We start from the raw sequence: 22,606 nt of genomic DNA on the forward strand, positions 1-22,606 counted from the left end.
GGTGAACACCCGTCGCCCGCCGCGCTTCCCCGAACCCGTCCCGCTGACCCGCCCGACCGTGGACGCCGAGGCGGACCTGGAACCGGCGCTGAAGGAGGTCTTCCGGTCCGGCATGCTCACCAACGGCCGGCACGTGCGCGAGTTCGAGGAGGCCGCGGGCGCCTACCTGGGCGGCGTGCACGCGGTCGCGGTCAGCAACTGCACCACCGGCCTGATGCTCGTGCTGCGCTGCCTGGGCCTGTCCGGCGACGTCGTCGTGCCCAGCTTCACGTTCATGGCCACCGGTCACGCCGTCGCGTGGGCGGGTCTGCGCGTGCGGTTCGCCGACGCCGACCCCCGCACGTGGACGCTGGACCCGGACGCCGTGACCGGGCCGGCGGCGGCCGTGCTGGCGGTGCACACCTTCGGCGCCCCGTGCGACGCCGACCGGTTGCAGGCGCTGTGCGACGCCCGGGGCGTCCCGCTGCTGTTCGACTCCGCGCACGGCTTCGGCAGCCGGTACCCCGACGGGACCATGGTCGGCGGCAAGGGCGTGGCCGAGGTGTTCAGCCTCAGCCCCACCAAGACGCTGAGCACCGGCGAGGGCGGGCTGGTCACCACCCGGGACGCGGCGCTGGCCGCCGAGCTGCGCACGGCCCGCGAGTACGGCAACCCCGGCGACTACGACAGCCGGTTCATCGGGCTCAACGGCCGCATGACCGAGGTGTCCGGGCTCATGGGCGTCCACGCGCTCAAGAGCTTCCCGCGCTGGCTCCACATCAGACAGTCGCTCGTGGACCACTACCGGGAACGCCTGGTCGACCTGCCGGGCCTGGACTTCCAGGAGGTGCCGGCGGGTGCGGTGAGCGCGTACAAAGACCTCGCGATCCGCGTGGACGCGACCCGGTTCGGGATGGGCCGCGACGAGCTGGCCGCGCGGCTGGCGCGGGAGAACGTCAGCACCCGCAAGTACTTCAGCCCCGCGCTGCACCGGCAGACCGCCTACCGGGACGTCGTCGGCCCGGACCTGCCGGTCACCGACGCGCTGGCGTCGAGCATGATCACGCTGCCGCTCTACTCGCACATGCCCGCGCACCTGGTGGACGGCGTCTGCGACCTCGTCCACGACCTGCACGCGGGCCGCTGACCACACACGGAGGCATCGTGAACGACTACGTGGCCGACCTGCGCGCGCTGGTCGGCACCCGGCCGCTGGTCCTGCCCGGGACCTCGGTCGTGGTGACCGACGCGGCGGGGCGGGTGCTGCTGCTGGCCCGCGTGGACACCGGCGGGTGGGGCCTGCCCGGCGGGATCATGGAGCCCGGCGAGTCCTTCGAGGACACCGGGCGGCGGGAGGTCGAGGAGGAGACGGGGCTGGTCGTGGGCGAGTTGAGCCTGCTCGGCGTGTTCTCCGGCCCGGAGTACTACTACCGCTACCCCAACGGCGACGAGGTCTACAACGTCACCGTCGCCTACCTGGCCCGGTTGCCGCACGACGCCACGATCACGGTGGACCAGAGGGAGAACAGCCGGTGGCGGTTCTTCGCGCCGGACGAGGTGCCCGACACGGTGATCACGCCCGAGCGGCCGATCATCGCCGAGTACGCGAAGGTCGTGCGGTGAGCGCCGACTTCACCGGGTTCCTCGACTCGTGCCTGCGGGAGGCGTCCGCCGTGGCGGTCCGGCTGCGCGGCGCGGGGACGGCCTCGGTGAAGGAGGATCCCAACCAGGTGGTCACCGAGGCGGACCTGGCGGTGAGCGCGGTGCTGACCGCCCGGATCGCCGAGGCGTTCCCCGGGCACGCCATCCTGGAGGAGGAGAGCGGCGCGCGGCCGGGTGACGGGATCACCTGGGTGGTGGACCCCTTGGACGGCACGAGCAACTACGCGGCCGGCAGCCCGCTCTACGGGGTGATGATGGCGGCGGTCGGGCCGGAGGGCGTGATCGCCGGCGGGATGGCGTTGCCCGCGTTCGGCGCCGTCTACCTCGCCGGAGCCGGTCGGGGCGCCACGCGGGACGGGAAACCGTTGCCACGGCTGCCTTCCACCGCTCCCGAGCGGTCGTTGGTGGCCTACGGCATGGACAAGGTGCCCGAGATGGACGTCGAGGGCCGGTTGGTCGCGGCGTTGGGCACGGCTTGTCTGGGCGTGCGCATGAGCAACAGCGTGTTCGACCTGTGCATGGTGGCCGATGGCGCTTATGGCGCGTTCGTGCACCGCAATTGCCGCATCTGGGACATAGCAGCGGCGGTGTGCGTGCTCAGCGAGTGCGGCGGTGTGTGCACCGACCTCGCCGGCCGCCCGTTGGACCTCACCGACCCGGTGGCGCAGGCGGACCGGGTGTTCGACGTCTGCCTGGCCACCGCCGCCGTGCACCCCGCCGTCATGGCCGCGCTCCGGTCGGTCGAGGAGGACCGATGAACCGCAGGGACACCCGGGTGGGTGTGTTCGCCGTGCTCATGGGCCTGACGTGCGGGTACGACGCCACCGCGATGGCCGGCGCGTTGCTGCTGGTCACCGACCACTTCGGGCTCACCACCACCGGGCAGGGCTCGCTGTTCTCGGCCACGGCCGCCGGGTGGATCGCGGGCGCGCTGCCGGCGGGCCGGCTGGTCGGCGCGATCGGCCGGCGGCGGACGTTGTTCGCGCTGGTCGGGCTGTACCTGGTGGGGACGGCGGTGGCCGTCTCGGCGGGCGGTCCGGTGTGGCTGGACGTGGGGCGGTTCGTGCAGGGCACGGCGATCGGGGTGGCGATCGTGGCGACGCCGGTGTTCATCGCCGAGTCGGCCTCGACGCGCGTGCGCGGCCGGATCGCGGTGCTGTACCAGGTGGCGACCTCGCTCGGGTGCGCGCTGGGGTACTTCGGCGGCTACTTCCTGGCCGGCGGCGGGCAGTGGCGGCTGATGCTCGCCATCCCCGGCGTGCTCGCCCTGGTCGCCGCCGCGAGCCTGGTGCCGCTGCCCGAGAGCGACCGGTGGCGTCGGGACGGGCCACGCCCCGCGCTGCGCGCCCTGGTGAGCGCGCGGCACCGCCGGTTGACGTTCTTCGTCGTGGCGCTGGGGTTCTTCGTGCAGGCCACGGGCATCAACGCGATGGTGTTCTTCAGCCCGCGGATCTTCGAGCGGATGGGGTTCGCCGACGCGTTCGGCCTGCTGGTGCTGCCCGGGTTCGTGCAGCTCGCGGGCGCGGTGGCGGCGTTGGCGTGCGCGTTGACGGTGGACCGGTTCGGGCGGCGGCCCGCGTTGCTGACCGGCACCGCCCTGATGGCGCTGGGGCACGCGGTGATGGTGGTCGTGTTCGCGGCCGACTCCCCCGGTGTCGTGGGGTTCGTGGGGCTGGTCGTGTTCGTCGTCGGGTTCAACTCCGGGTTCGGGGCGCTGGTGTGGGTGTTCGCCGCCGAGGGCTACCCCGACCACCTGCGCGGGGCGGGGGCGTCGGCGATGCTGCTGACCAACCTCACGACCAACCTGGTGGTGGCGCAGTTCTTCCTCGACCTGCTCGGCGCGGTCGGCGGGGCCGGGACCTACCTGCTGCTGCTCGGCGTCACCGCGGCGGCGTGGCTGTTCGTGTTCCTCCTGGCCCCGGAGACCAAGGGGCGTTCCCTGGACGAGGTCCAGGCCCACTGGGAAGGTGCGGCCGGTGCCGCGGCGCGGTGACCGGGACGCGGTGGAGGTCGAGGCCCTCCACGACGGCCGCGACCTGTTCGTCGGCGGGGTCCTGGAGCGGGTGGACGCCTCGACGTGGGCGCTGCCGCCGGTGACGCTCGGCCGGGCCGACGTGCGCCGGGTCCGGGAGGCGACCGGGGCGGTGGCCGGCGCGTTCGGGGTGCGCGGGCCGGTGCACGTGCGGTTCGCGTTGGTGGCGGGCGTGCCGCGGGTGGTGGAGACGGTTGTCGGGGTGGGGCGCGGGGTGCCGTTCGTGTGCGCGGTGACCGGGGTGCCGCTGGTGCGGGCCGCCGCGCGGGTGGCGCTCGGGGCCGGCATCGCGTCGCTGCGCGCCGAGGGGGTGCTGCTTTGCGACGGGGACGGCGTGCCGGTGGCACCCGTGGCGGTGCGGGTGGCGGGCGGTGGTGGAGGTGTCGGGGTGGGGGCGTCGTTCGGTGAGGCTTTCGCGCGGGCGCGGGCGGTCTGCGACCCGTTGCCGACCGGCGGGAGGGTGTTCGTGGCGGTGGCCGACCGGGACCGGCGGGCGGTGGTATTCCCGGTGAAGGCGTTGGCGGACCTGGGGTTCGAGGTGGTCGCGCCCGCGCCGACGGCCGAGTTGCTGCGGCGCGGCGGGGTGCCTGCCGCGGTCGGCGGTCCGGACGGGGCGGACCTCGTCGTGGACACCCGGGACGGGGCGCGGGCGGGTGTCACCACGGTCCGGGGGCTGGCCGCCGCGGTGCTGGGGATCGAGGCCGTGGTCCGGGGTGGGCTCGCCGTCACCGCCGCCCGGTCGGTTCGGCGTCCAACTCGGTGAGCCGGGTGGTCAGGCCGTCCCGCACCGTGCGCGCGGCCGTGCGCCGGACCATGATCAACCGGCCGATCGCCAGCACGCCGTAGAGCGCGGACAGCACCAGGAACACCGTGCGGTTGGCGTCGGCGGACAGGGTGATGCTCGCGACGAACTGGATGGCGAACAGCACCAGCAGGGCGGTCGCCCCGAGCGCGGTCACGCCCAGGTCGATCAGCACGGCCACCGCGAACAGCGACTGCGCGGCCGTGATCAGCAACTCCAGGCGCTGGTTGTCGTCCAGCGGGAGGCCGTGGGTGGTGCCGGAGGACAGCGCGAACACGATCGGGATGGTGCCGACGAGCAGCGTCCACTGGTTGACCTTGCTCGACAGCAGGGTGCCGAGCGACTCGGCCGCCTTCAGCCGCGCGGCGAACAGGCAGGCGACCACCAGTTCGGGTGACTCGCTGGCGATCGGCGCGACCCACTGCACCAGCAGGAACTCGTCCACGCCCAGGGAGTGGCCGGTGGCGACCAGGCTCTCGGCGAAGTGCTCGGCGGTGGCCAGGATGACCAGCCCGGCCGTGCCGAACAGCACCGCGACCAGCGTCCGCCGCCGGGTCTTGGGCCGGCCGCCCACCCACGCGGCGACACCGGTCAGCTCGGGTTCCTCGCGCGGGGCCTTGGCCAGCCGCCACACGTACGCGGCGAAGATCCCGACGAACACGACGGCGTCCACCAGCGACAACGACGACCGCAGCGGGAGCGTGAGCGAGTACAGGGTGGCCAGCCCGAGGAACACGACGTCCACGGCCATCACCGGTTTGAGCGCCACCCGTCCGGGCTCGGTCGTGGCGGTCCGCTTCCGCGCCCGCACCGCCGCGACCGTCGCCACCAACACCACCAACGGCCACCCGAACCCGACCAGGATCCGGTTGGCGCCGGTCATGTTGGCCAGGGCCAGCGAACACGGGTTCACACCGCCGTGCTCACAACTCCCCTGTTCGGCGTACTGCTGCCCGGCGCGGAAGGTGAAGACGAGGTCCACGGCGTACTCGGGCAGCACCGCGAGCACCGCCAGCAACGCGATCGCCAGCCCGGCGCTGAGATCGACCTGCGCCGCCTCCGCCGCCCACGTGAGCAGGAACGCGGAGGCGACGATCCCCAACCCGAACACGACCACGGCCACCGGCGCGCCGAGCCCGGGATGCGGCCACCCCAGGTAGTCGGCCGCGCCGAGGTAGGCGCCGGGGGCGGCGGCGGCGCCGACGAGCGCGAGCCGGCCCCGGATCGGACCATCTCCCATGCGCACGGGGTTCCCCGCGACCGCGCCGGGCAGTCGTCCTCCCGGATCAACCGACCGTGGACAGGGCCCAGAAGTCGGCGTACCGGCCGCCCCGGCCCACCAACTCGTCGTGCGTCCCCTCCTCGACCACCCGGCCGCCGTCGAGGAACACGATCCGGTCCGCCCGCCGCACGGTGCGCAGGCGGTGGGCGACCACGACCACCGTCCGGCCCGCCGCCAGGCGTTCGACGCCCTCGTGCACGGCCGCCTCGTTGACCGGGTCCAGCGCCGAGGTCACCTCGTCGAGCAGGACGATCGGCGCGTCCTTCAGCAACGCGCGGGCGATGGACACGCGTTGGCGTTCGCCGCCGGACAGCAGCGCGCCGCCCTCGCCGACGTTCGCCGACCACCCGCCGGGCAACCGGTCCACCACCTCGTCCAGCCGGGCCGCCTTCGCCGCCGCGCGGACCTCCGCCTCGGTGGCGTCGGGACGGCCCAGCCGGACGTTGTCCTCGATGGTGCCGTCGAACAGGTAGACGTCCTGGAAGACGATCGCGACCTTGCCCATCAGCACCTCCGGGTCGATCGCCCGCACGTCCACCCCGCCCACGCGCACCGCCCCCGCGGCCACGTCGTGGAACCGAGCCAGCAGGTGCAGCAGCGTGCTCTTGCCCGCCCCGGACGGGCCGACGACCGCCAGCCGCCCGCCCTCCGGCACCGACAACGACAGCCCCTCGACCACCGTCCGCTCGCCGTGGCGGAAGGTGACGTCCTCGAAAGCGATGTCGTGGCGGCGCGGCACCACCGGTCGCGGCGCGGTGGGCAGCGGTCGGGTGCTGAACACCTCGTCCAGCCTGCCCAGCTCGGCGAACGCCGCCCGCAGCGCCCCGCCGACCTCCGACAGCGCCAGCAACGGGTCCGCGCACCGGGCCGCCAGCACGAGCGTCGCCAGCAGCTCCGCCGCCCCGATCCGCCCGCCCAACGCGAGGTACGCGCCCAGCGCCGCCAAGCCGGTGAACACCGCCTGGACGGTCAGCGCCGACCCGATCACCCCGGGCAGCGCCGCCAGCGCCGACCGGCGGGACGCCGCGTCCAGGCCGCGCAGCGAGTCGTCCAGCAGGCGGAACCGCTCACCGGTCCGGCCACCGGCCCGCAGCACCGGCTGGGCCTGGAGGTACTCCACGACCCGCGCGGCGGCGGCGTGGTCGCGGGCCGCGCGTTCGGCGTCGGCGGCGACGCCGCGCCGCGCCGTCCACACCTGGACCGCGGCCACCACCGGCACGGCGGCCAGCGCCGCGAGCCCCAGCCGCCAGTCCACCACCAGCATCACGCCCACGACCGTCAACGGCGTCACGCAGGCGGAGACGAACGGCGCGAGGAAGTGCGCCGACACGCTCATCGCCTGCAACACGCCCCGCCCGGCCAGCACGGACACCTCACCGACCCGCCCCGGCGTGTACCAGCCGATGGGCAGCCGGGCCAGGTGGTCGCCCAACCTGCGGTAGACGGCGTGCAGGACGGAGGTCCCGACCCGGAACCCGGCGAGGTCGCTGAGGTAGCGCAGCACCGCGTACCCCGCGACCGCGGCGGCGAACCCGAGCAGCCACGGCCGCGCGTCCCCGCCGCCCAACAGCGCCCGCAGCACCGGGAACAGCAACCCGTACGACAGGCCCTCGACCACGGCGGTCGCGGTCATCAGCGCCACCGTGCGGCGCATCGGTCCGGCGTACTCGTGCCCGAGCACCCGCAGCAACACCCTGATCATCGCTCTCCCCCCGCGGCCCGCTGCGCGTGCCAGAACTCCGCGAACTTCCCGTCCCGCGCCACCAGCTCCCGCGGCGTGCCGCGCTCGACCACCGACCCGTCCTCCAGCACCACCACGGTGTCCGCGTCGGCGACGGTCTCCAGCCGGTGGGCGATGACCAGCACCGTCTTCTCGCCCCGCAGGTCGGCCAGCGTCCGGCGCACGGCCCGCTCGGTGCGCGGGTCGGCGAACGCGGTGGCCTCGTCGAGCACCAGGACCGGCGCGTCGGCGAGCAGGGCGCGGGCCAGCGCGAGGCGTTGCGCCTCGCCGCCGGACAGGCCCGCGTCCTCGCCGATCACCGAGTCGTAGCCGCGCGGCAGGTCCGCCACCCGGTCGTGGATGCCGGCCCGGCGGGCGGCGCGGACCACGGCCTCGCGGTCGGCGTGCGGCACGGCCAGCGCGATGTTGTCCGCGATCGACGCGCGCAGGAGCTGGACGTCCTGGAACACGAACGACACCAGGCGGTTGCGGTCGGCGTCGGCCAGGTCGCGCAGGTCCACCCCGCCGAGGGTGACCGCGCCGCCGGTCGGGTCGAAGAACCGCGGCAGCAGCCGGACCAGCGTGGACTTGCCACTGCCCGACGGCCCGACCAGCGCGGTGACCGTGCCCGGTTCCAGCACCAGGTCGATCCCGCGCAGCACCTCGCGCCCGTCGTCGTAGCCGAACCGGACCCCGCGCAGCTCCACCCGGTGGCCCCGCGGCGAGACCGGGTTGGCCGGTTCGGGCAGCGGCGGCACGGCCAGCACGTCCCGGATGCGCCCGACCGCCCGGTGCGCGGCCTGCAGGTCGTCGAACCCGTGCCCGAGGGCGGCGACGGGCGCGGTCAGCCCGAGCCCGAGCAGCAGGAACGGCAGCAGGTCGGCCGGGGCGAGGCCGCCGTCGCCGACCCGCACCGCGCCGCCGGTCAGCACCACCAGCAGCACGAACGGCGGCGACAGCGCCAACTGCATGCCCGCGGCGATCGGCGACACCCCGCGCACCCAGCGGCTGAACGTGGTGACGAACTCGTCCGCGGCGGTCCGGAACCGGCGGTGCGCCCGCCCGGCCCCGCCGAACGCCTTGACCACCGCGATGCCGCGCACGAACTCCACGACCGAGTCGGAGATCCGGCCCATCGCGCCGTCGAACTCGGCCTGCTCGCGCTGCCGGGCCGGGGTCATCATCAGCGGCACCAGCGCGATCGCCAGCAGCACCGGACCGAGGGTGACCAGCGTCAGCCGCCAGTCCACGGTGAACAGGTAGACCAGCGACACCAGCGGCACCACGAACGCCGACACCAGGTCGCCGGGCGTGTGGGCGATGAACGGGTGCACGGCGCTCACGTCGTCGCCCACGACCTTGGCCAGCTCGCCGGTGCGCCGCCCGGAGAGCCACCCGACGGGCACCCGGCCCAGCCGGTCGGCCAATCGGCGGCGGAACGAGAGCTGGACGCGGCCGTCGAGCAGGTGCCCGGCGCCGGCGGAGGCGGCGGTGAACACCAGCCGCACGAACAACCCGACCGCGCCCGCGACGACCGCGAACCACACCCCGTCGGGGTCGGGCGGGCCGGGCCGCAGCAGCAGCCGCCCCAGCTCGACCACCGCGAGCAGCGGCGCCAACCCGGCGACGGCCCCGATCACCTGGAAGAGCGCGACCAGGCTGAACGTGCCCGCGAACGGCCGCAGCAACGCGCCCAGACCCGGCCGGTCCACCGGGTGCGCGGTGCTCATCGGGCGGCCAGCCCGCGACGCAGGGCCGCGCCCAGCTCGGCGATCTGGCGCTGGGACACCTCGGCCGACAGGATCGCCTGCGACCCGTGGAACGTCCCCGGCCACTGGTGCAGCTCGACCGACACGCCCGCTTCCAGCAACCGGACCGCGTAGGCGATGTCCTCGTCGCGGTTGGGGCAGAACTCCGCCGACGCGATGTACGCGGGCGGCAGGCCGGACAGGTCCGCCGCCCGTGCCGGGGCCGCGTACGGCGTGGCCGGCGCGCCGCCCAGGTAGTGCCGCCACGCGGCGGCGACCTTGGAGCGGTCCATCCACGGCGTGGCGGTGAAGTTGCGCGCCGACCACGACTCCTGCCGGTCGTCCAGGCCGGGCTGGTTGAGCAGCTGGAAGCAGATCCGCGGGCCGCCCTCGTCGCGGGCCCGCAACGCCACGGCCGCCGCGAGCCCGCCGCCGGCGCTGTGCCCGCCGACCGCGATCCGCGCCGGGTCCACGCCCAGGTCCGCGGCGTGCTCGACCACCCAGTGCAGCACGGCCCACACGTCGTCCAGGGCGGCGGGGAACGGGTTCTCCGGCGCCAGCCGGTACCCGACCGACACGACCACCGCCCCCGACTGCTGCGCGATCCGCGCGGCCCACGGGTGCTCGGTGTCCACGTCGCCCATGACCCAGCCGCCGCCGTGCAGCCACACGACCGCGCCCTGGGCCAGGCGGGGGCGGTAGACGCGCACCGGCACGTCCGGGTCGGCGGGCACGGCGCGGTCCTCGACCTCCATGTCCGCGAGGTCCGGCGCGGCGACCGAGGTGGCCAACCCGGCGAACTTCGCCCGCCCGGCGACCGGGTCGGCCGGGTCGGTGCGCGGGAACAGCGGGACGAAGGCTTCCAACTCGGGATCCATGCCGTCCATCCTCACGACGGACGCGCGGATGATCATCCGCCACCCGTCGCGCGTGCGGCCGTGATCACGCACCGTTCGGTGCGCCTATCCTGGCGGCATGGAGGCCCTGGCTCAGCGGTTGTCGCAATTGGACACGCACGTGGAGGGCGCTCTGCGGGTGGTGATGTTCTACGACACCCTCATGCGCCGCCGGGTTGACCTGCCGGCGTTGGCGCGCGCGTCGGCCAACCTCGCCGAGTGCGTGACCGGTTTCCGCCTGCACGGCACCGGCGCCACCACCCGGTTCGCCCCCGACGGCACCCCGGCGACCACCCCGGCGGCCCCGGCGTCCTCGACCGCCCCCGTCACGCTGGACGGGGAGGAGATCGGCACGGTGTGGCTGGAACGGGCCGGCCCACCCAGCCCGTTGGACGACGTGGTGCTGGACCGGCTGGCGATCGCCGCGGCGGCGGTGGTCGAGCGCTACGGCCCGGCGCGCACCACCATGGCCGACCCCGCGCTGGTGGAGCTGGTGATCAGCCCGGACACCGACGAGCCGGCCCGCGACCGGGCCCTGCGGCTGCTCGGCTTCCCGGCCGACGCGCCGGTCCGGGTCGCCGCCGTCCGCTCCCCCGAGCCGCTGGACCGGATCGCCGCCCGCCTGTGCCCGACCCGTCCGGTGAAGGCCGCGCCGGTCGGCGGGGTCGGCGCGATCCTCGCGACCACGCTGGACCCGGCCGGGTTCCCGCCGGGCGTCCGCGCCGGGCTGGGGGCCACGACGTGCCCGGCGACCTCCTGGCACCAGGCCCGGACCGCCCTGCGCTTCACCACCGCCCGGCAGCCGGTCGTCCACCACGACGACCTGGGCGCGCTGGCCCTGTTGACCCGCATCCCGCCCGACGCCGTCCGCGCCAACCCCGACGTGACGAGGTTGGCCGACCTGACCGACGACGACCTGGCGACCCTGGACGCCTACTGCACCACCGCGTCACTGCGCCGTGCCGCGGACCTGCTGCACCTGCACCACACCAGCGTGGCCCGGCGCGTGGAGCAGATCGGCCGGACCTTCGGCGCGGACCTGACCACGCCGACCGGTCTGACCCGCGCCCGGCTGGCCTTGGCCCTTCGCCGCCTGCTGGACGAGTAGAAAGTATCGTCAAGGAACGCACGAGCGGGGACGTGGACGGAGTCGCGGATGGACGTCGGCCGGAGGTCGGAGATGCGGCTGCGCGTCCTGGAGGCGATCACCGACAGCGCGTTGCGGGAACTGGACCTGGACAAGCTGTTCGACGTGCTGCTGGCCAAGGTCCGCGAACTGCTCGCCGTGGACACCGTCACCGCGCTGCTGACCGACCCCGGCGGCTCGCACCTGGTCGCGCGGGCCACCGTCGGCCTGGAGGAAGAGGTCTTCCAAGGGGTCCGGGTGTCGGTCGGGATGGGGTTCGCCGGGCGCGTGGCCCAGCTGCGCGAACCGGTGCAGATCTCGAAGGTGGACGAGTCCACCGTGGTCAACCCGCTGCTGTGGAAGCGGGGGCTGCAGGTCCTGCTCGGCGTGCCGATGATCGCCGAGGACCACCTGGTCGGGGTCCTGCACATCGGCAGCACCACCGACCGGCTGTTCACCGAGGACGAGGTGGACCTGCTCCAACTGGTCGCCGACCGGCTCGCGGTCGGGGTGTACGCGCACCGGTCGCGCTCGGAGCAGGCCGCCGCCGCCGTGCTCCAGGACAGCCTGCTGCCCACCCGCCTGCCGGCGACCGAGGGCTGGGGCATGGCGGCGCGGTACGTGCCCGGCGCGGACAGCGGGGTCGGCGGCGACTGGTACGACGTGTTCCAACTGCCCGGCGGGCGGACCGGCCTGGTCATCGGGGACGTGGTCGGCAGCGGCCTGCCCGCCGCGATCGTGATGGGCCGGCTGCGCAGCGCCTTGCGCGCCTACGCCCTGGAGTTCGAGGACCCGGCGCAGGTGCTCGGCCGCCTGGACCGCAAGGCCGCCCACTTCGAGCACCACAGCATGGCCACGGTCGGCTACGCGGTGATCCACACCGAGACCGGCCGGATGGACCTGTCCCTGGCCGGCCACCTGCCGCCGGCGCTGGCCGTGCCGGGCGAACAGCCGCGCTTCCTCGACGCCCCGGTGGACCCGCCGATCGGCTACCACCTGGCCGTGACCGGCCGCCACACCACCAGCGTCGAACTGCCGGCCGGCGCGCTGGTCGCCCTCTACACCGACGGCCTGGTGGAACGCCGCGACACCGACCTGGACACCCGCCTGGAACTGCTGCGCCAGTCCGTCGTCCCGACCGCGCCGGAACTGGCGTGCGCCCGCATCATGGCCAACCTGGTGGGCGACCACCCGGCCACCGACGACATCGCCCTGCTGACCGTCCGCCACACCCCGCCCCAGCCACCCGGCGCGGCGGCGGGCGGCCTGCTGTAACGGATTCGCCGACCGTGCTGGGACAGGCCCAAGGCGGCGGGCCGGGGCGGTGGCTTCGCGGCGTGCGGCAGATCCGGCCCCGACACCACGACCCGCTCGACCCCGGCGCGCGGACCCGCCCCCTGGTCCGCCTCCGCTAACGCGCCCCCAGCGGGGCGAAGGCCGGGCGGTCGCCGGTGACCGTGGTGTAGACGCGGGTGGTCTTCTCCGCCACGCAGGTGGGGCTGTAGCAGGTTCGGGCGCGGTCCGCGCCGGCTGTGCCGTAGGCGTCGCGCAGCGCCGGGCTGCCCAGCAGGCGGCGCAGCGTGCGGACCAGGGTGGGGCGGTCGTCGCCCGGCACGACCACGCCGGTCACGCCGTCCACCACCAGGTCCGCCGCCGTGCTCGCGGCCGGGGCCACGACCGGCACGCCGCACGCCATCGCCTCCAGCACGCCCGGGCCCGCGGCGGTGCCGACCAGCAGGTCCGCCGAGCGCAGCAGGCGGGGCAGGGCCTGCTCCGGCAGGTCGGTGGCCAGGCGGACCCGGGAGCGCACGCCGTGGTCGTGGGCGAGCGTGGCGAGCCGGTGCACCTCCGCGCCGGCGCCCGGGGCACGGCCGCCGACCACCACCAGCTCGGCGTCGGGCACCGCGGACAGCGCGCCGATCACCTCGTCCAGGCCCGACGTCGGACCGAGGCGGCCGACCGAGACCAGGCGGTGCCGAAGGCGGCGGGTGTCGCGAGGGCCGTCGGGGGTGAAGCGGTCCACGTCGACCATGTCGGGGATGCTGGTCAGGTTCGGTCGGGGCACGCCCATGCGCAGCAGGTCCCCCGGGTCCACGCGGCCGTGGGCCAGCACGTGCGCCGCCTGCCGGACCACCATGCGTTCGAACGCCACCCGCTTGGGGTGCACGGCCACCCCGGTGCGCCGCAGCCGGACGCCCAGGTCGTGGCAGCTCTGCACCACCGGGACGGCCCGCCCGCGCACCGCCAGCAGGGCCGCGACCCCCGACGTCCACTCGTGGGCGTGCACCACGTCCGGCGGGTCCTCCGACCAGTGCCGCTCCAGCACGCGGACGCACTCGTCCAGGTCGGTCGGCGTCCGCACGCACCCGGGGCGCGACGGCGCGTCCGAGTGGACCACGACCCGGTGGCCCAGGCGGGACAGGCCTTCGGTCAGAGCAGCCGACTGGCCCGTCAAGCCGGTCCGCAGGGCCACGACAGCGATGCGCACGGTGTTCCACCCCGGTCTCGCTTCGGCGACCGCGGGCGGCGGGACGGCGGGACGGCGGTGGTCGGCAGGAGGAGGACACCCTGCGGCGAACCGTCCGCGACGCTCGGCCCCCGGCCGTCCGCGGTCGTTCGACAGGCTGTCTGTTCAACCCTTGGTCACCGACCGTACCCAGGCCCGGGCGGGTCCGCCACTCAGAGTGTCCGCACCGGACGACGTGGTTGGAGCGCCGCGCACGGGTAACCACGTGGCGTACGCGCGAACGCCCGCCGAACCACGGACGGAAGGCGACTCATGGCCGACGACATCCCACCCGGGACCGGGCCGCTGCGCACCGACGGCGCCGACCTGGCGACCCACCTGACCTCCATCGCCCGGCTCCTGCAACGACAGGGCGGCGAGCAGGACACGATGGACGCCATCGTGCGCGCGGCCGTGGGCACCGTCCCGGGCGCCGAGCACGCCGGGATCATGACGGTGCTGGGCCGACGGGAGGTGCGGACCGTCGCCGCGACCGGCGAACTGCCCCACGACGTCGACCAGGTCCAGTACGACACCGGGCAGGGCCCGTGCCTGGCGGCCCTCTACCAGGAGAAGGTCGTCTCGGTGCCCGACCTGGCCCACGAGCCCCGGTGGCCCGCGTTCGCGACGCGGGCGGCGCGCCTGGACGTGGGGTCCATGCTGTCGTTCCAGCTGTTCGTCCAGGACGACGACCTCGGCGCGCTCAACCTCTACGCCGCGCGCGACCACGCGTTCGACGACGAGTCCGAGCACGTCGGCAGCCTGTTCGCCGGCCACTCGGCCATCGCCCTGGCCACCGCCCAGCAACGCGAGCACCTGGGCGAGGCGGTGCGCACCCGCGACCTGATTGGGCAGGCCAAGGGCATCCTGATGGAGCGGCACAAGCTCACCGCCGACCAGGCGTTCGCCGTGCTCGCGCGGGCCAGCCAGCTCACCAACTCCAAGCTGCGGGACATCGCCGAGCAGCTCACCCGGACCGGTGAACTCCCGACCCGACCGGGTGAGGACCGCTGATCACCTCCGCCACGGTTGAGGAAGCGATCTCGGGGGTAAGCCGGTGGGGTACAGCGGAGGCGGAGGGAGTGGTGCGGCAGATGTTCCCCGACGTCCCGACCACCGGCCCCGCCCCCGGCCGACGAGCGGGCCGCAGGCGGCCCGCGGTCCTCGCCGACCGTGCCGAACGGTGATCGCACCATGAACGAAGACCACGCCGCTCACGGGCGACCCCCGGACCACGCCGCCGACCGCGCCGCCGAACAGCAACGCAGCCTCGTCCAGGCGTGGCAGCGCGCCGAGTTGTCCACCGAGGAGCTGTGGCTGCGGTACTTCGGGCTGGGCGGCGAGGCCGGTTTCCTCGACGTGGACGCCTACGTGCACGGCCTGGGCGGCCTGGCCCCGCTGGAGCGCGACGTGCTCGCCCACGCGGTCAACGAGCGCCTGGACGAGCTGGCCTGGTCCCACCGCGCCGGCTACAGCCGCCCCTACCGCGACAGCACACCGCGCAGCGAGCCCTTCGCCGCCCTGGTCAGGCTGCTGGAGGGCGGCGAACTGGCCCCGCCGGACCGGCTGCCCGCCGTCGCGGGGGCCGCCGCCAAGGCCCTCGGCGTGACCATCACCGTCCACCTGGTCGACTACGAGCAGCGCCTGCTGCGCCCGATGGCCTTCCCGGGCGGGCCGACCGGCCCCGCCGAGGCGCTGGAGGTGGACACCACCCTGGCCGGCCGCGCTTACCAGCAAGTGCGGATCTTCCCTGCGGAGGGGCCGGGCGCGCCCCGGCTGTGGGTGCCGCTGGTGGACGGCGCGGAGCGGCTGGGCGTGCTGGAGGTCGAGGTCGACGACGTGGCGGACCTGCACGACCCGGGCCTGCGCACCCAGTGCCGGTGGCTGTCGATGCTGCTGGGCCACCTGGTCACCCTGCTGTCCCAGTACGGCGACGGCGTGGACCGCACGCGGCGGCCCGAGAAGCGCACGGTCGACGCCGAACTGATCTGGTCCCTGCTGCCGCCGCTGACCGCGGGCGTGGACAGCTTCGTCGTCTCCGGCGTGCTGGAGCCCCGGCACAGCGTGAGCGGCGACGCGTTCGACTACGCCCTGTCCGAGACCACCGCCACCCTGGTCGTGCTCGACGCCGACGGCCGGGACGTGCGCAGCGGCCTGGTCGCCGCCGCCGCCCTGTCCGCGCACCGCAGCGCCCGCCACGCGGGCCTGGGGCTGGTCGAGCAGGCGCGCGCGATGGACGAGACGCTGCGCCGCCAGTTCGACGGCGACGTCTCGGCCACCGCCGTCCTGGCCGAGCTGGACCTGGTCACCGGTCGGCTGAGCTACCTCAACGCGGGCCACCCCCGCCCCCTGCTGCTGCGCGGCGGGCAGGGTGGCCTCCCGCTGGCCGGGGGCGGTTGCCGCCCGCTCGGGCGCGGGCTGGACGAGGTGACCGTGGGCGAGGAGGTGCTGCAACCCGACGACTGGCTGGTGCTCTACACCGACGGCGTCACCGGGGCGAGCGACGCCGGCGGCGCCCCGTTCGGCGAGCCGCGCCTGGTGGACTTCCTGCGCCGCGAGGCCGCCGCCGGCAACCCGCCCCCGGAGACCGCCCGCCGGCTGGTCAAGGCCGTGCTGGCGCACCAGGGCGGCGCGCTGCGCGACGACGCGACCGTCCTGCTCGCCCGCTGGGCCCACCCGGACCGCATCCTCCCGTGATCGTCCACAGTGGACCTGCCGGTCACCGGGTCGGGTCCGCCGCCGACGAGTCCGTTTCGGGCGGACGGGGTGGGGAACCTTCCGTCCATGTGGCTGTGGAGACCGCCTGGGGTGTACCGCCCGCAGGAGGACACGTGGCTGGCGGCGGAGGCCCTTTCCGTCGCCGGCGTGCCCGAGGGGGCACGGGTGCTGGACGTCTGCACCGGCACCGGGGTGCTGGGCGTCCTGGCAGGACTCGCGGGGGCGGCCGAGGTGACGGCCGTGGACCGCAGCAGGCGGGCGGTGCTCGCGGCGTGGTGCAACGCGCGGGTCCGCGGCGTGCCGATCCGCGTGCGGCGCGGCGACTTCGGCGACCTGGTGGGCGCCGGCACGTACGACGTGGTGCTGGCCAACCCGCCCTACGTCCCCGCGCCGCGGACGCCCGAGCGCGGCCGGGCGATCGCCTGGGACGCCGGGCCGGACGGGCGGTCGGTGCTGGACCGGCTGTGCGCGGTGCTGCCGTTGTTGCTGGCGGACAAGGGGATGGCGTTCATCGTCCACTCCGCACTGGCCGATGAGGACCGGACGCTGCACCAGTTGCGCGGCGGCGGGCTGAAGGCGGCGGTGGTGGCGCGGCGGGTGGTCCCGTTCGGGCCGGTGCTGCGCGGGCGGGCGGAGTGGTTGCGCGCCAACGGTTTCGTCGAACCCGGGCGGGACCAGGAGGAACTCGTGGTGGTGCGGGCGGACGCGGCGTGAGAGCGCCGGGTCCGCACCGCGCGGACCCGGCCCCGCACCACGTCACCCGGCCCCGCACCACGTCCACCCGGCCCCGCACCCTCACCCGGGCCGGACCACGTCACAGGGGGCGCAGCAGCGAGCTGTGCCCGGCGTCCCACGCGCCCAGCAGGTGGTCGGCCAGGCGCTGCTCCAGCAGCTCGGTGGCCCGGATGCCGAACACGACCGACCCGGCCAGCGCCGGTTCCCGCGCCACCAGGTCGCCCACCACGTCGTGCCGCATCACCTGCTCGTGCACCGCGTCGGCCTCGATGTGCTCGGTGAAGAACTCGACGCAGTCGGGGTGGGCGTTCATCCGGGTCAGCGCCTTGGCCAGGCGGGCGGCGCTGGGCGCGGTGGTGATCTCGGCGGCGGCGAAGTGGCCCACCAGCGCACCGCGCAGCCCCTGGTGCAGGCCGCACAACGACATCAGGTTGACCGCGGCCAGCATCGGCGCGGGGACGTGCTCCAGGTAGTGCAGGTAGCCGGTGGCCAGGCCCGCGCCGGCGAGCAGCCGGGCGTAGAGCTGGGAGTGCATCCGGTCGCCGCGCCCGCCGCCGAACTCGTCGAACTCCACGGCCACCAGGGCCGCTTTGGCCTTGCCGGACAGGCGCGGGATCACCCACGCGTGCGGGTCGGCCTCCTTGAGGTGGTAGACCGACCGGTGCACGAGGTACTCGCGCATGTGCCACCACTCGCCGCGGTCGCGCAGGAAGTGGCTGACGCCCGCGCCGTCCACCGGTTCCACCAGCAGGTCGTCCAAGGCGTCGGCGAGGTCCACCCGGTCGGCCAGGTCGGCCTCCAGCGCGGCGCGGAACACCCGTTCCAGCTCGGCGCGCAGCCGCAGCAGCTCCGGCTCCCACTCCCGCTCGGGCGAGACGTCCCGCCAGCCCCGGTAGTGCAGCTCGTAGAGGACGTGCAGGGCGAGGTGCAGGTCCTCGCCGTACGGGTCGGCGGCGGCGGCCCGCTCCAGCGGCAGGTCGGCGGCCGGCGGGTCGGCGCGCAACGCCTCCACCACCGCGGCGGACACCTCCCCGCGCGGGGTCGGGAGGACGGGGATCTCCAAGGCCAGGGTCACGACGGCGGGTTACCCGCCTGCGCGCCGGCGATGCACGCCCGCGCGAGGGCGTCCACCACAGCGACCGGTCCCCCGGCCGCCGCCCGCCGCTGCAACCGCGCGCCGCCGTCCTCCCGCGGCACGTCGGGCAGCCCGACGTGCCGGACCAGGGCGGTGACCAGGTCGGTCGCCGGGACCCGCACCCCGCGCCGGGGATCGACGCCCGGACCGTCCAGGCCGTACCGGGCGGCCGTCCACACGGCGGCGGCCAGCACCTGGTCGTCCAGCACCGGACCCTCCCGGCCCGCCGCCAGGTCGGCCAGCGCCCGGTCCACCAGCGCCCGGGTCAGCACGGCCTGCGCCACGGCCCCCGCGACGGACGCGGCGGTGTCGGCCGCCCGCACCTCCACGGTCGGGTACTTGGTGGACAGGCGCGCCAGCCAGAAGCTCATGCCGGCGTCCACCACCACCCCGCAGTCCACCAGCCGCGCCACGGCGGCGTCGTACTCGTCGGCCGACGCGAACCGCGGCGGCACGCCCGAGCCGGGGAACCGGGACTGCTCGACCATGCGCCAGCTGCCGAACCCGGTGTCCCGGCCGTGCGCGAACGGCGAGTTCACCGACAGGGCCAGCAGCGTCGGCAGCCACGGGCGCAGGTGGTTCACCACGGCCACGGCGGTGTCCCGGTCCGGCACGCCGACGTGCACGTGGCAGCCGCAGCACTGGTAGTCGGCGACCTGGCCGCCGTAGAGGTCGGTGATCCGCCGGAACCGCTCCTGGTCGCGGCGCGGCGGCGGGGTCGCCCCGAGCACCGGCGCGCCGGCGGGGACGAGCAGCACCCCCACGTCCCGGGCCGCCCGGTCGAGCGCGCGCCGGCCCTCGGCGAGCTGGTCGGCGAGCTGCCCGGCGGTGGTGCACACGCCACTGGCGAACTCGACCTGCGTGGCGTGCAGCTCGCCGTGCACCCGCCCGGCGCGCAGGCCGCCCACCCGGGCCAGCACGTCGTCCGCGCACGGCACGGGCCGCCGGGTCTCGGCGTCCACGAGGAGGAACTCCTCCTCCACACCCACGGTCGAACCGGGTCTGTCCAGCACGGGTCTCCTTCGGTCGTCCCCCGATCGGTCGATACCCCGCCCCGCCCGTGACGAACCGCGACCGCCCGAGCGGGTGGGATTGGCGGGTCACCGGCCCGGGAACCCGCCGGGTGCGCCCCGCGGCGCGGGTCCGCGGGCGGCCCGAGGCGGCGATGGCGGATGAGTTCGGCGATGAGCGTTGCGGAGCTGGTCGACGCGGTGGACCGCGCGATCCGCACCGCGTTGAGCGAGACCTGCCCACCCCACGACCCGGCCACGTGCGCGCGTGCCGCGCACCTCCGCCTGGTCGAGGCGCTGGAGTCCACCCACCGGGGTGACGAAGGCCTGCCGGGAGCGGCCCAGGCGTGCGTGGACGCCGCGTGCGAGCACCTCCGGTACGGCGAACTGCTGGAGGCGCGCATCCTGCTGACCGCCGCGCTGGGCCAACTGGCCCCGGCCCGGACCCCGGCGGACGGCGCAGCGGCTTCAACCCGGCGGCGGCGGGGTAACCGTCCGGCATGACCGAACCCGGCGACGCGCCGCTGAACCCGGACCCGCCCCCGTCCCCGGGCACCCCGCGCCTGGAGGACCTGGACGTCGAGGTGCCGGCGGTGACCCGCGAGACACCGACCACCCAGGACACCGCCGAGGAGGCCGGGACCGTCGAGCCGCCCGACTGAGCCGGTCAGGGGCGGAGCGGGCGACGCTCCGCCCCTGACGCCGAAGCGCGGGAAGCCGGTGCGGCCGTCAGCTACCGGAGGACGCGCCGTCGCGCAGCCACGCCGGCGTGTGCTCCTCCGCGCGCGGGAACAGTTCCAGCTCGCGGGCGTAGGCCTCGGCCGGCGGCGGGGTGCCGAAATCGGGCAGGTCGGTGCGGTTGTAGTCCACCGAGTACTGGTCCGGGTAGTCGAGGCGGAGGGTCGCCTGGAACCACGTGCCGCGGTCCGGGCGGGCCATGCCGGCGCGCAGCGCGGCGAACCGCTCCTTCACGTCGTCGTCCGGCGGGACCCACCCGTACAGGCCGCCGTTCTCCATGCGCAGCAGGCCGGAGAACGCGACGTACTCGCCCACCGCCGCGTACACGAGCTGGAGGTGGCTCCACCCCGCGGGCAGGTCGAACACCAGCCGTTCGGTGATCCCGGCCAGGACCTCGCCCTGCGCTTCGAGGCTGAGTGGTTCGGTCATGCGCGTCAGTATCCCTCACTCGTGTCGGACAGCCGCGCCCGCAGCCACTCGGGGACGTGCTCCGGGTCGCGCGGGTAGGTGGCCTGGTCGTTCGCCCACGCCTCGACCGGGAGGTCCGGCGACCAGCGCGGGTCGCGGTCGAAGTTGAACAGCACCCGGTACTCCTGCGGCGGGTCCAGCGTGTAGCGCAGGGAGAACCACGTGCCGGCGCCCGGCTCGTACATCAGGTCGCGCAGCTCGCGCAGCGCGGGCTCCACCGTCGGCGGCAGGTCCACCGCCACGGCCTGGCCGCCCGGTCGCAGCACCGTCAGCGTCGAGTGTCCGTAGTGGACGTTGCCCCAGTACTTCAGGTCGATGCGGTGCCAGCCCGCCGGGGCCGCCGCGACCAGGTCGAGCCCGACCCGGTGCAGCAGCCGTTCGCCTTCCTCACGGGGTTCCCGCCGGTGGCGGGGTGCGGAAGTTGGCGTGTCGGGCCTGTTCGGGGACATTGTGGAAAGACCTTCCTTCGGTGCGCACCAGGGGCGGGTTGTCCGTGGACAGCGTCCACCTCGCGTGCAGGGCGTCGGGCGTGTGCCGGTCCGGCGTCTGGCGCTCGGCCCACACGTCGAACCGGTCGACGTTCACGCCCCTCTGCTGGCCCATCTTGGTGAGGTCGTTCTCCATGGCGCGCCAGGAGTCGCTGGTCGGGCGCTCGTCCAGCTTCCAGTTGCTGTTCTCGTACGCCCACTGCGGCACGTGGTTGATCCGCTCGCCGGGACCACCGGCCTCGTAGGAGATGAGGTGGCCGCCCGCGAACCGGTACCACTTCTGCTCGTTGAGCGGCTTGGACTTCTGGTCCAGCTCGCCGGGCAGGTGGGTGGCGGGGTTGGAGTTGTGGAGCGTGCCGCCGGTCGCGATCTGACCGACGTCGGTCTGGAGCCTGCCGTCGTTGTCGATGCCGCCCTCGCCGCGCCGCGGCCCCCAGTGCGCCGGGGCGCTGGTGCCGGCGGGCGGGTAGTCGGGCCTGCCGCTGGCCGCGATGGTGTCGCCGTGCTCGTCGGTCCGGTAGAGCTGCCGGGGCTCGCGCGGGTCGAAGCCGTGGTTCTCCATGTGCTTCGGCCCCACCGCGTAGGTGGTGTTGGGGCGCGGCACGTCCAGTTGGTCGCTCCACGTCCGGCCGGTGCCCAGCTCGGGGTTGAAGCCGTGCTTCTGGTTGCCCGACCACGTGTGCACGTGCGAGAAGTTGCCGTCCCCGTCGGTGTAGAACGTGCCGTGCCAGTCGCCGTTCTTGTCGTACACGTCGTAGCGCGTGTGCCGGTCGAGCGGCCCCTTGAGCGAGAACGGCCCGTCGGTGCGGACGTCGTAGTCGCGGACCGGGTCCGCCGTCGTGTAGTGGCCGTCGGCGTTGCCCGGCGGGTCCCAGTCGACCGCGGCCGGGGCGTTGCCCGAGTCGAACCCGTCGAACCGCTGCGGCGGGTGCACCGGCGCGGGCTCCGCCGGGTCGCGCGGCGGCGGCACGGTGGCGTCGGGCTCGGGCCCGGACGGCCCGCGGGTGTGCGGCACCGGCGCTTCGTAGACGTGGTTGAAGTTGTGGCCGAGGTCGAGCCGGTACACCGCGCCCGGGACGGGCTTGTCCAGGTCGGGGTTGGTCGGCGCGACGTACGGGTCGGTGCCGAAACCCTTGTTGGGCAACGAAGTCTCGACGTGGGTGATGTTGCGGTCGGCGTCGGTGTAGAAGACGCCGCGCGGGTTGCCGTCGCTGTCGGTGACGACCATCCGCGAGTTGGGCTGGAGCGGGTCGCCGCCGTTGAAGTCGGAGACGCGGGTGCCCGGCGGGACCTCCAGCGCCACCTCGGGCAACGGGTCGCCGTTGGGTTGGCGCGGCGGGTCCCAGGTGGTCTGGTGCTGCGGGGTCCGGTCGTAGTCCGGCGAGTCGGTGACGGCCTTGACCGGCTTGGCCATGCGGTCGCGGGCGTCGTCGGCGTCGGTGTGGTTGGTGCGGTGGTGGTCTGGGGTGCCGGGGACGTAGCCGTCTTGGCTTGCTTTGGTTTTGGTGCCGTCGGGGTGGTGGGTTTCCCATTCGCCGTTGGGTGGGATTTTGGGTTGGCG

21 protein-coding genes and 1 pseudogene are annotated in these 22,606 nt (G+C 74.9%); 12 read left to right on the forward strand and 10 right to left on the reverse strand.

From position 1 onward, the window contains the following. Position 1: 1 nt before the first annotated feature. From AB0A74_RS31330 to AB0A74_RS31350, 5 genes are read left to right on the forward strand one after another with little or no spacing between them, the layout of a single operon-like run. Positions 2-1,126, forward strand: coding sequence for a DegT/DnrJ/EryC1/StrS family aminotransferase (locus AB0A74_RS31330; RefSeq protein ID WP_358255129.1), 1,125 nt, complete (start codon positions 2-4; stop codon positions 1,124-1,126). A 17-nt stretch (positions 1,127-1,143) separates the two neighbouring features. Then, positions 1,144-1,602, forward strand: a complete 459-nt coding sequence (locus tag AB0A74_RS31335) for an NUDIX hydrolase (RefSeq protein WP_358255131.1) — start codon at positions 1,144-1,146, stop codon at positions 1,600-1,602. Beyond that, positions 1,599-2,399 carry an inositol monophosphatase gene (locus AB0A74_RS31340; RefSeq protein WP_358255133.1) on the forward strand — a complete coding sequence of 267 codons (801 nt, stop codon included), beginning with the start codon at positions 1,599-1,601 and terminating at the stop codon, positions 2,397-2,399. The genes AB0A74_RS31335 and AB0A74_RS31340 overlap by 4 nt, the downstream gene beginning before the upstream one ends. Further along, the gene (locus AB0A74_RS31345) at positions 2,396-3,634 is read left to right on the forward strand and encodes an MFS transporter (RefSeq protein ID WP_358255135.1); all 1,239 of its coding nucleotides are present in this window, start codon (positions 2,396-2,398) and stop codon (positions 3,632-3,634) included. Before AB0A74_RS31340 ends, AB0A74_RS31345 begins: the two co-directional genes overlap by 4 nt. After that, positions 3,618-4,436, forward strand: a complete 819-nt coding sequence (locus AB0A74_RS31350) for a hypothetical protein (protein WP_358255137.1) — start codon at positions 3,618-3,620, stop codon at positions 4,434-4,436. The genes AB0A74_RS31345 and AB0A74_RS31350 overlap by 17 nt, the downstream gene beginning before the upstream one ends. On the opposite strand, the gene AB0A74_RS31355 is transcribed toward AB0A74_RS31350, so the two are convergent. The 4 genes from AB0A74_RS31355 to AB0A74_RS31370 are packed head-to-tail and all read right to left on the reverse strand — an operon-like array spanning position 4,399 to position 10,103. Then, complete coding sequence (locus AB0A74_RS31355; RefSeq protein ID WP_358255139.1) at positions 4,399-5,715, reverse strand: sodium:proton exchanger; 1,317 nt, start codon at positions 5,713-5,715, stop codon at positions 4,399-4,401. The genes AB0A74_RS31350 and AB0A74_RS31355 overlap by 38 nt on opposite strands. Before the next feature lie 46 nt (positions 5,716-5,761). Further along, positions 5,762-7,459: an ABC transporter ATP-binding protein gene (locus AB0A74_RS31360; RefSeq protein WP_358255141.1), complete on the reverse strand. Its 1,698-nt coding sequence runs from the start codon at positions 7,457-7,459 to the stop codon at positions 5,762-5,764. Beyond that, positions 7,456-9,207 carry an ABC transporter ATP-binding protein gene (locus tag AB0A74_RS31365; protein ID WP_358255143.1) on the reverse strand — a complete coding sequence of 584 codons (1,752 nt, stop codon included), beginning with the start codon at positions 9,205-9,207 and terminating at the stop codon, positions 7,456-7,458. Before AB0A74_RS31365 ends, AB0A74_RS31360 begins: the two co-directional genes overlap by 4 nt. Then, positions 9,204-10,103 carry an alpha/beta hydrolase gene (locus AB0A74_RS31370; protein ID WP_358255145.1) on the reverse strand — a complete coding sequence of 300 codons (900 nt, stop codon included), beginning with the start codon at positions 10,101-10,103 and terminating at the stop codon, positions 9,204-9,206. The genes AB0A74_RS31365 and AB0A74_RS31370 overlap by 4 nt, the downstream gene beginning before the upstream one ends. 97 nt (positions 10,104-10,200) lie before the next feature. Between AB0A74_RS31370 and AB0A74_RS31375 the strand changes: the two genes are divergently transcribed. Then, the gene (locus tag AB0A74_RS31375; protein WP_358255146.1) at positions 10,201-11,229 is read left to right on the forward strand and encodes a helix-turn-helix domain-containing protein; all 1,029 of its coding nucleotides are present in this window, start codon (positions 10,201-10,203) and stop codon (positions 11,227-11,229) included. 48 nt (positions 11,230-11,277) lie between these two features. Continuing rightward, positions 11,278-12,522: a GAF domain-containing SpoIIE family protein phosphatase gene (locus AB0A74_RS31380; RefSeq protein WP_358255148.1), complete on the forward strand. Its 1,245-nt coding sequence runs from the start codon at positions 11,278-11,280 to the stop codon at positions 12,520-12,522. Positions 12,523-12,658: 136 nt separating this feature from the next. Here the strand turns inward: AB0A74_RS31380 and AB0A74_RS31385 are convergent, their stop codons facing one another. Then, complete coding sequence (locus AB0A74_RS31385) at positions 12,659-13,735, reverse strand: glycosyltransferase family 4 protein (RefSeq protein ID WP_358255150.1); 1,077 nt, start codon at positions 13,733-13,735, stop codon at positions 12,659-12,661. A 291-nt stretch (positions 13,736-14,026) separates the two neighbouring features. On the opposite strand from AB0A74_RS31385, the gene AB0A74_RS31390 reads away from it, so the two are divergent. From AB0A74_RS31390 to AB0A74_RS31400, 3 genes are all read left to right on the forward strand, one after another. Next, the gene (locus AB0A74_RS31390; RefSeq protein WP_358255151.1) at positions 14,027-14,767 is read left to right on the forward strand and encodes a GAF and ANTAR domain-containing protein; all 741 of its coding nucleotides are present in this window, start codon (positions 14,027-14,029) and stop codon (positions 14,765-14,767) included. A 180-nt stretch (positions 14,768-14,947) separates the two neighbouring features. Further along, on the forward strand, positions 14,948-16,450 hold the full coding sequence (locus tag AB0A74_RS31395) for a SpoIIE family protein phosphatase (protein WP_358255152.1): 1,503 nt from the start codon (positions 14,948-14,950) through the stop codon (positions 16,448-16,450). A gap of 87 nt (positions 16,451-16,537) precedes the next feature. Continuing rightward, positions 16,538-17,185, forward strand: coding sequence for a HemK2/MTQ2 family protein methyltransferase (locus AB0A74_RS31400; protein WP_358255153.1), 648 nt, complete (start codon positions 16,538-16,540; stop codon positions 17,183-17,185). Between the two features lie 100 nt (positions 17,186-17,285). Here AB0A74_RS31400 and AB0A74_RS31405 read toward each other — a convergent pair whose 3' ends face one another. Both AB0A74_RS31405 and AB0A74_RS31410 read right to left on the reverse strand, forming a co-directional pair. Continuing rightward, complete coding sequence (locus AB0A74_RS31405) at positions 17,286-18,281, reverse strand: iron-containing redox enzyme family protein (RefSeq protein WP_358255155.1); 996 nt, start codon at positions 18,279-18,281, stop codon at positions 17,286-17,288. After that, positions 18,278-19,354 (reverse strand): YbdK family carboxylate-amine ligase, encoded by a 1,077-nt coding sequence (locus AB0A74_RS31410; protein WP_358255156.1) that lies wholly within the window; start codon positions 19,352-19,354, stop codon positions 18,278-18,280. Before AB0A74_RS31410 ends, AB0A74_RS31405 begins: the two co-directional genes overlap by 4 nt. A gap of 171 nt (positions 19,355-19,525) precedes the next feature. On the opposite strand from AB0A74_RS31410, the gene AB0A74_RS31415 reads away from it, so the two are divergent. Together AB0A74_RS31415 and AB0A74_RS31420 are read left to right on the forward strand one after the other, a co-directional pair. Further along, positions 19,526-19,855 carry a hypothetical protein gene (locus tag AB0A74_RS31415; protein ID WP_358255158.1) on the forward strand — a complete coding sequence of 110 codons (330 nt, stop codon included), beginning with the start codon at positions 19,526-19,528 and terminating at the stop codon, positions 19,853-19,855. Continuing rightward, complete coding sequence (locus tag AB0A74_RS31420) at positions 19,852-20,013, forward strand: hypothetical protein (protein ID WP_358255160.1); 162 nt, start codon at positions 19,852-19,854, stop codon at positions 20,011-20,013. Before AB0A74_RS31415 ends, AB0A74_RS31420 begins: the two co-directional genes overlap by 4 nt. Positions 20,014-20,080: 67 nt before the next feature. Here the strand turns inward: AB0A74_RS31420 and AB0A74_RS31425 are convergent, their stop codons facing one another. From AB0A74_RS31425 to AB0A74_RS31435, 3 genes and pseudogenes are all read right to left on the reverse strand, one after another. Further along, positions 20,081-20,518, reverse strand: coding sequence for a hypothetical protein (locus AB0A74_RS31425; protein ID WP_358255162.1), 438 nt, complete (start codon positions 20,516-20,518; stop codon positions 20,081-20,083). A 5-nt stretch (positions 20,519-20,523) separates the two neighbouring features. Continuing rightward, positions 20,524-21,006 carry a hypothetical protein gene (locus AB0A74_RS31430; RefSeq protein WP_358255163.1) on the reverse strand — a complete coding sequence of 161 codons (483 nt, stop codon included), beginning with the start codon at positions 21,004-21,006 and terminating at the stop codon, positions 20,524-20,526. Further along, positions 20,945-22,606: pseudogene (locus AB0A74_RS31435) on the reverse strand (hypothetical protein); the annotation flags it as partial. The pseudogene AB0A74_RS31435 and the gene AB0A74_RS31430, both read right to left, overlap by 62 nt.

The organism is Saccharothrix sp. NPDC042600 (genome assembly GCF_040647305.1).
Classification (GTDB): Bacteria; Actinomycetota; Actinomycetes; order Mycobacteriales; family Pseudonocardiaceae; genus Actinosynnema; species Actinosynnema mutabilis.

What these genes read in the sequence shown, in the direction of transcription:
- AB0A74_RS31345 (WP_358255135.1), top strand. Translation starts at nt 2,396, where the DNA reads ATGAACCGCAGGGACACCCGGGTGGGTGTGTTCGCCGTGCTCATGGGC.
- AB0A74_RS31355 (WP_358255139.1), bottom strand. Translation starts at nt 5,715, where the DNA reads ATGGGAGATGGTCCGATCCGGGGCCGGCTCGCGCTCGTCGGCGCCGCC.
- AB0A74_RS31360 (WP_358255141.1), bottom strand. Translation starts at nt 7,459, where the DNA reads ATGATCAGGGTGTTGCTGCGGGTGCTCGGGCACGAGTACGCCGGACCG.
- AB0A74_RS31365 (WP_358255143.1), bottom strand. Translation starts at nt 9,207, where the DNA reads ATGAGCACCGCGCACCCGGTGGACCGGCCGGGTCTGGGCGCGTTGCTG.
- AB0A74_RS31370 (WP_358255145.1), bottom strand. Translation starts at nt 10,103, where the DNA reads ATGGATCCCGAGTTGGAAGCCTTCGTCCCGCTGTTCCCGCGCACCGAC.
- AB0A74_RS31375 (WP_358255146.1), top strand. Translation starts at nt 10,201, where the DNA reads ATGGAGGCCCTGGCTCAGCGGTTGTCGCAATTGGACACGCACGTGGAG.
- AB0A74_RS31380 (WP_358255148.1), top strand. Translation starts at nt 11,278, where the DNA reads ATGGACGTCGGCCGGAGGTCGGAGATGCGGCTGCGCGTCCTGGAGGCG.
- AB0A74_RS31390 (WP_358255151.1), top strand. Translation starts at nt 14,027, where the DNA reads ATGGCCGACGACATCCCACCCGGGACCGGGCCGCTGCGCACCGACGGC.
- AB0A74_RS31395 (WP_358255152.1), top strand. Translation starts at nt 14,948, where the DNA reads ATGAACGAAGACCACGCCGCTCACGGGCGACCCCCGGACCACGCCGCC.
- AB0A74_RS31400 (WP_358255153.1), top strand. Translation starts at nt 16,538, where the DNA reads ATGTGGCTGTGGAGACCGCCTGGGGTGTACCGCCCGCAGGAGGACACG.
- AB0A74_RS31415 (WP_358255158.1), top strand. Translation starts at nt 19,526, where the DNA reads ATGAGCGTTGCGGAGCTGGTCGACGCGGTGGACCGCGCGATCCGCACC.
- AB0A74_RS31420 (WP_358255160.1), top strand. Translation starts at nt 19,852, where the DNA reads ATGACCGAACCCGGCGACGCGCCGCTGAACCCGGACCCGCCCCCGTCC.
- AB0A74_RS31425 (WP_358255162.1), bottom strand. Translation starts at nt 20,518, where the DNA reads ATGACCGAACCACTCAGCCTCGAAGCGCAGGGCGAGGTCCTGGCCGGG.
- AB0A74_RS31430 (WP_358255163.1), bottom strand. Translation starts at nt 21,006, where the DNA reads ATGTCCCCGAACAGGCCCGACACGCCAACTTCCGCACCCCGCCACCGG.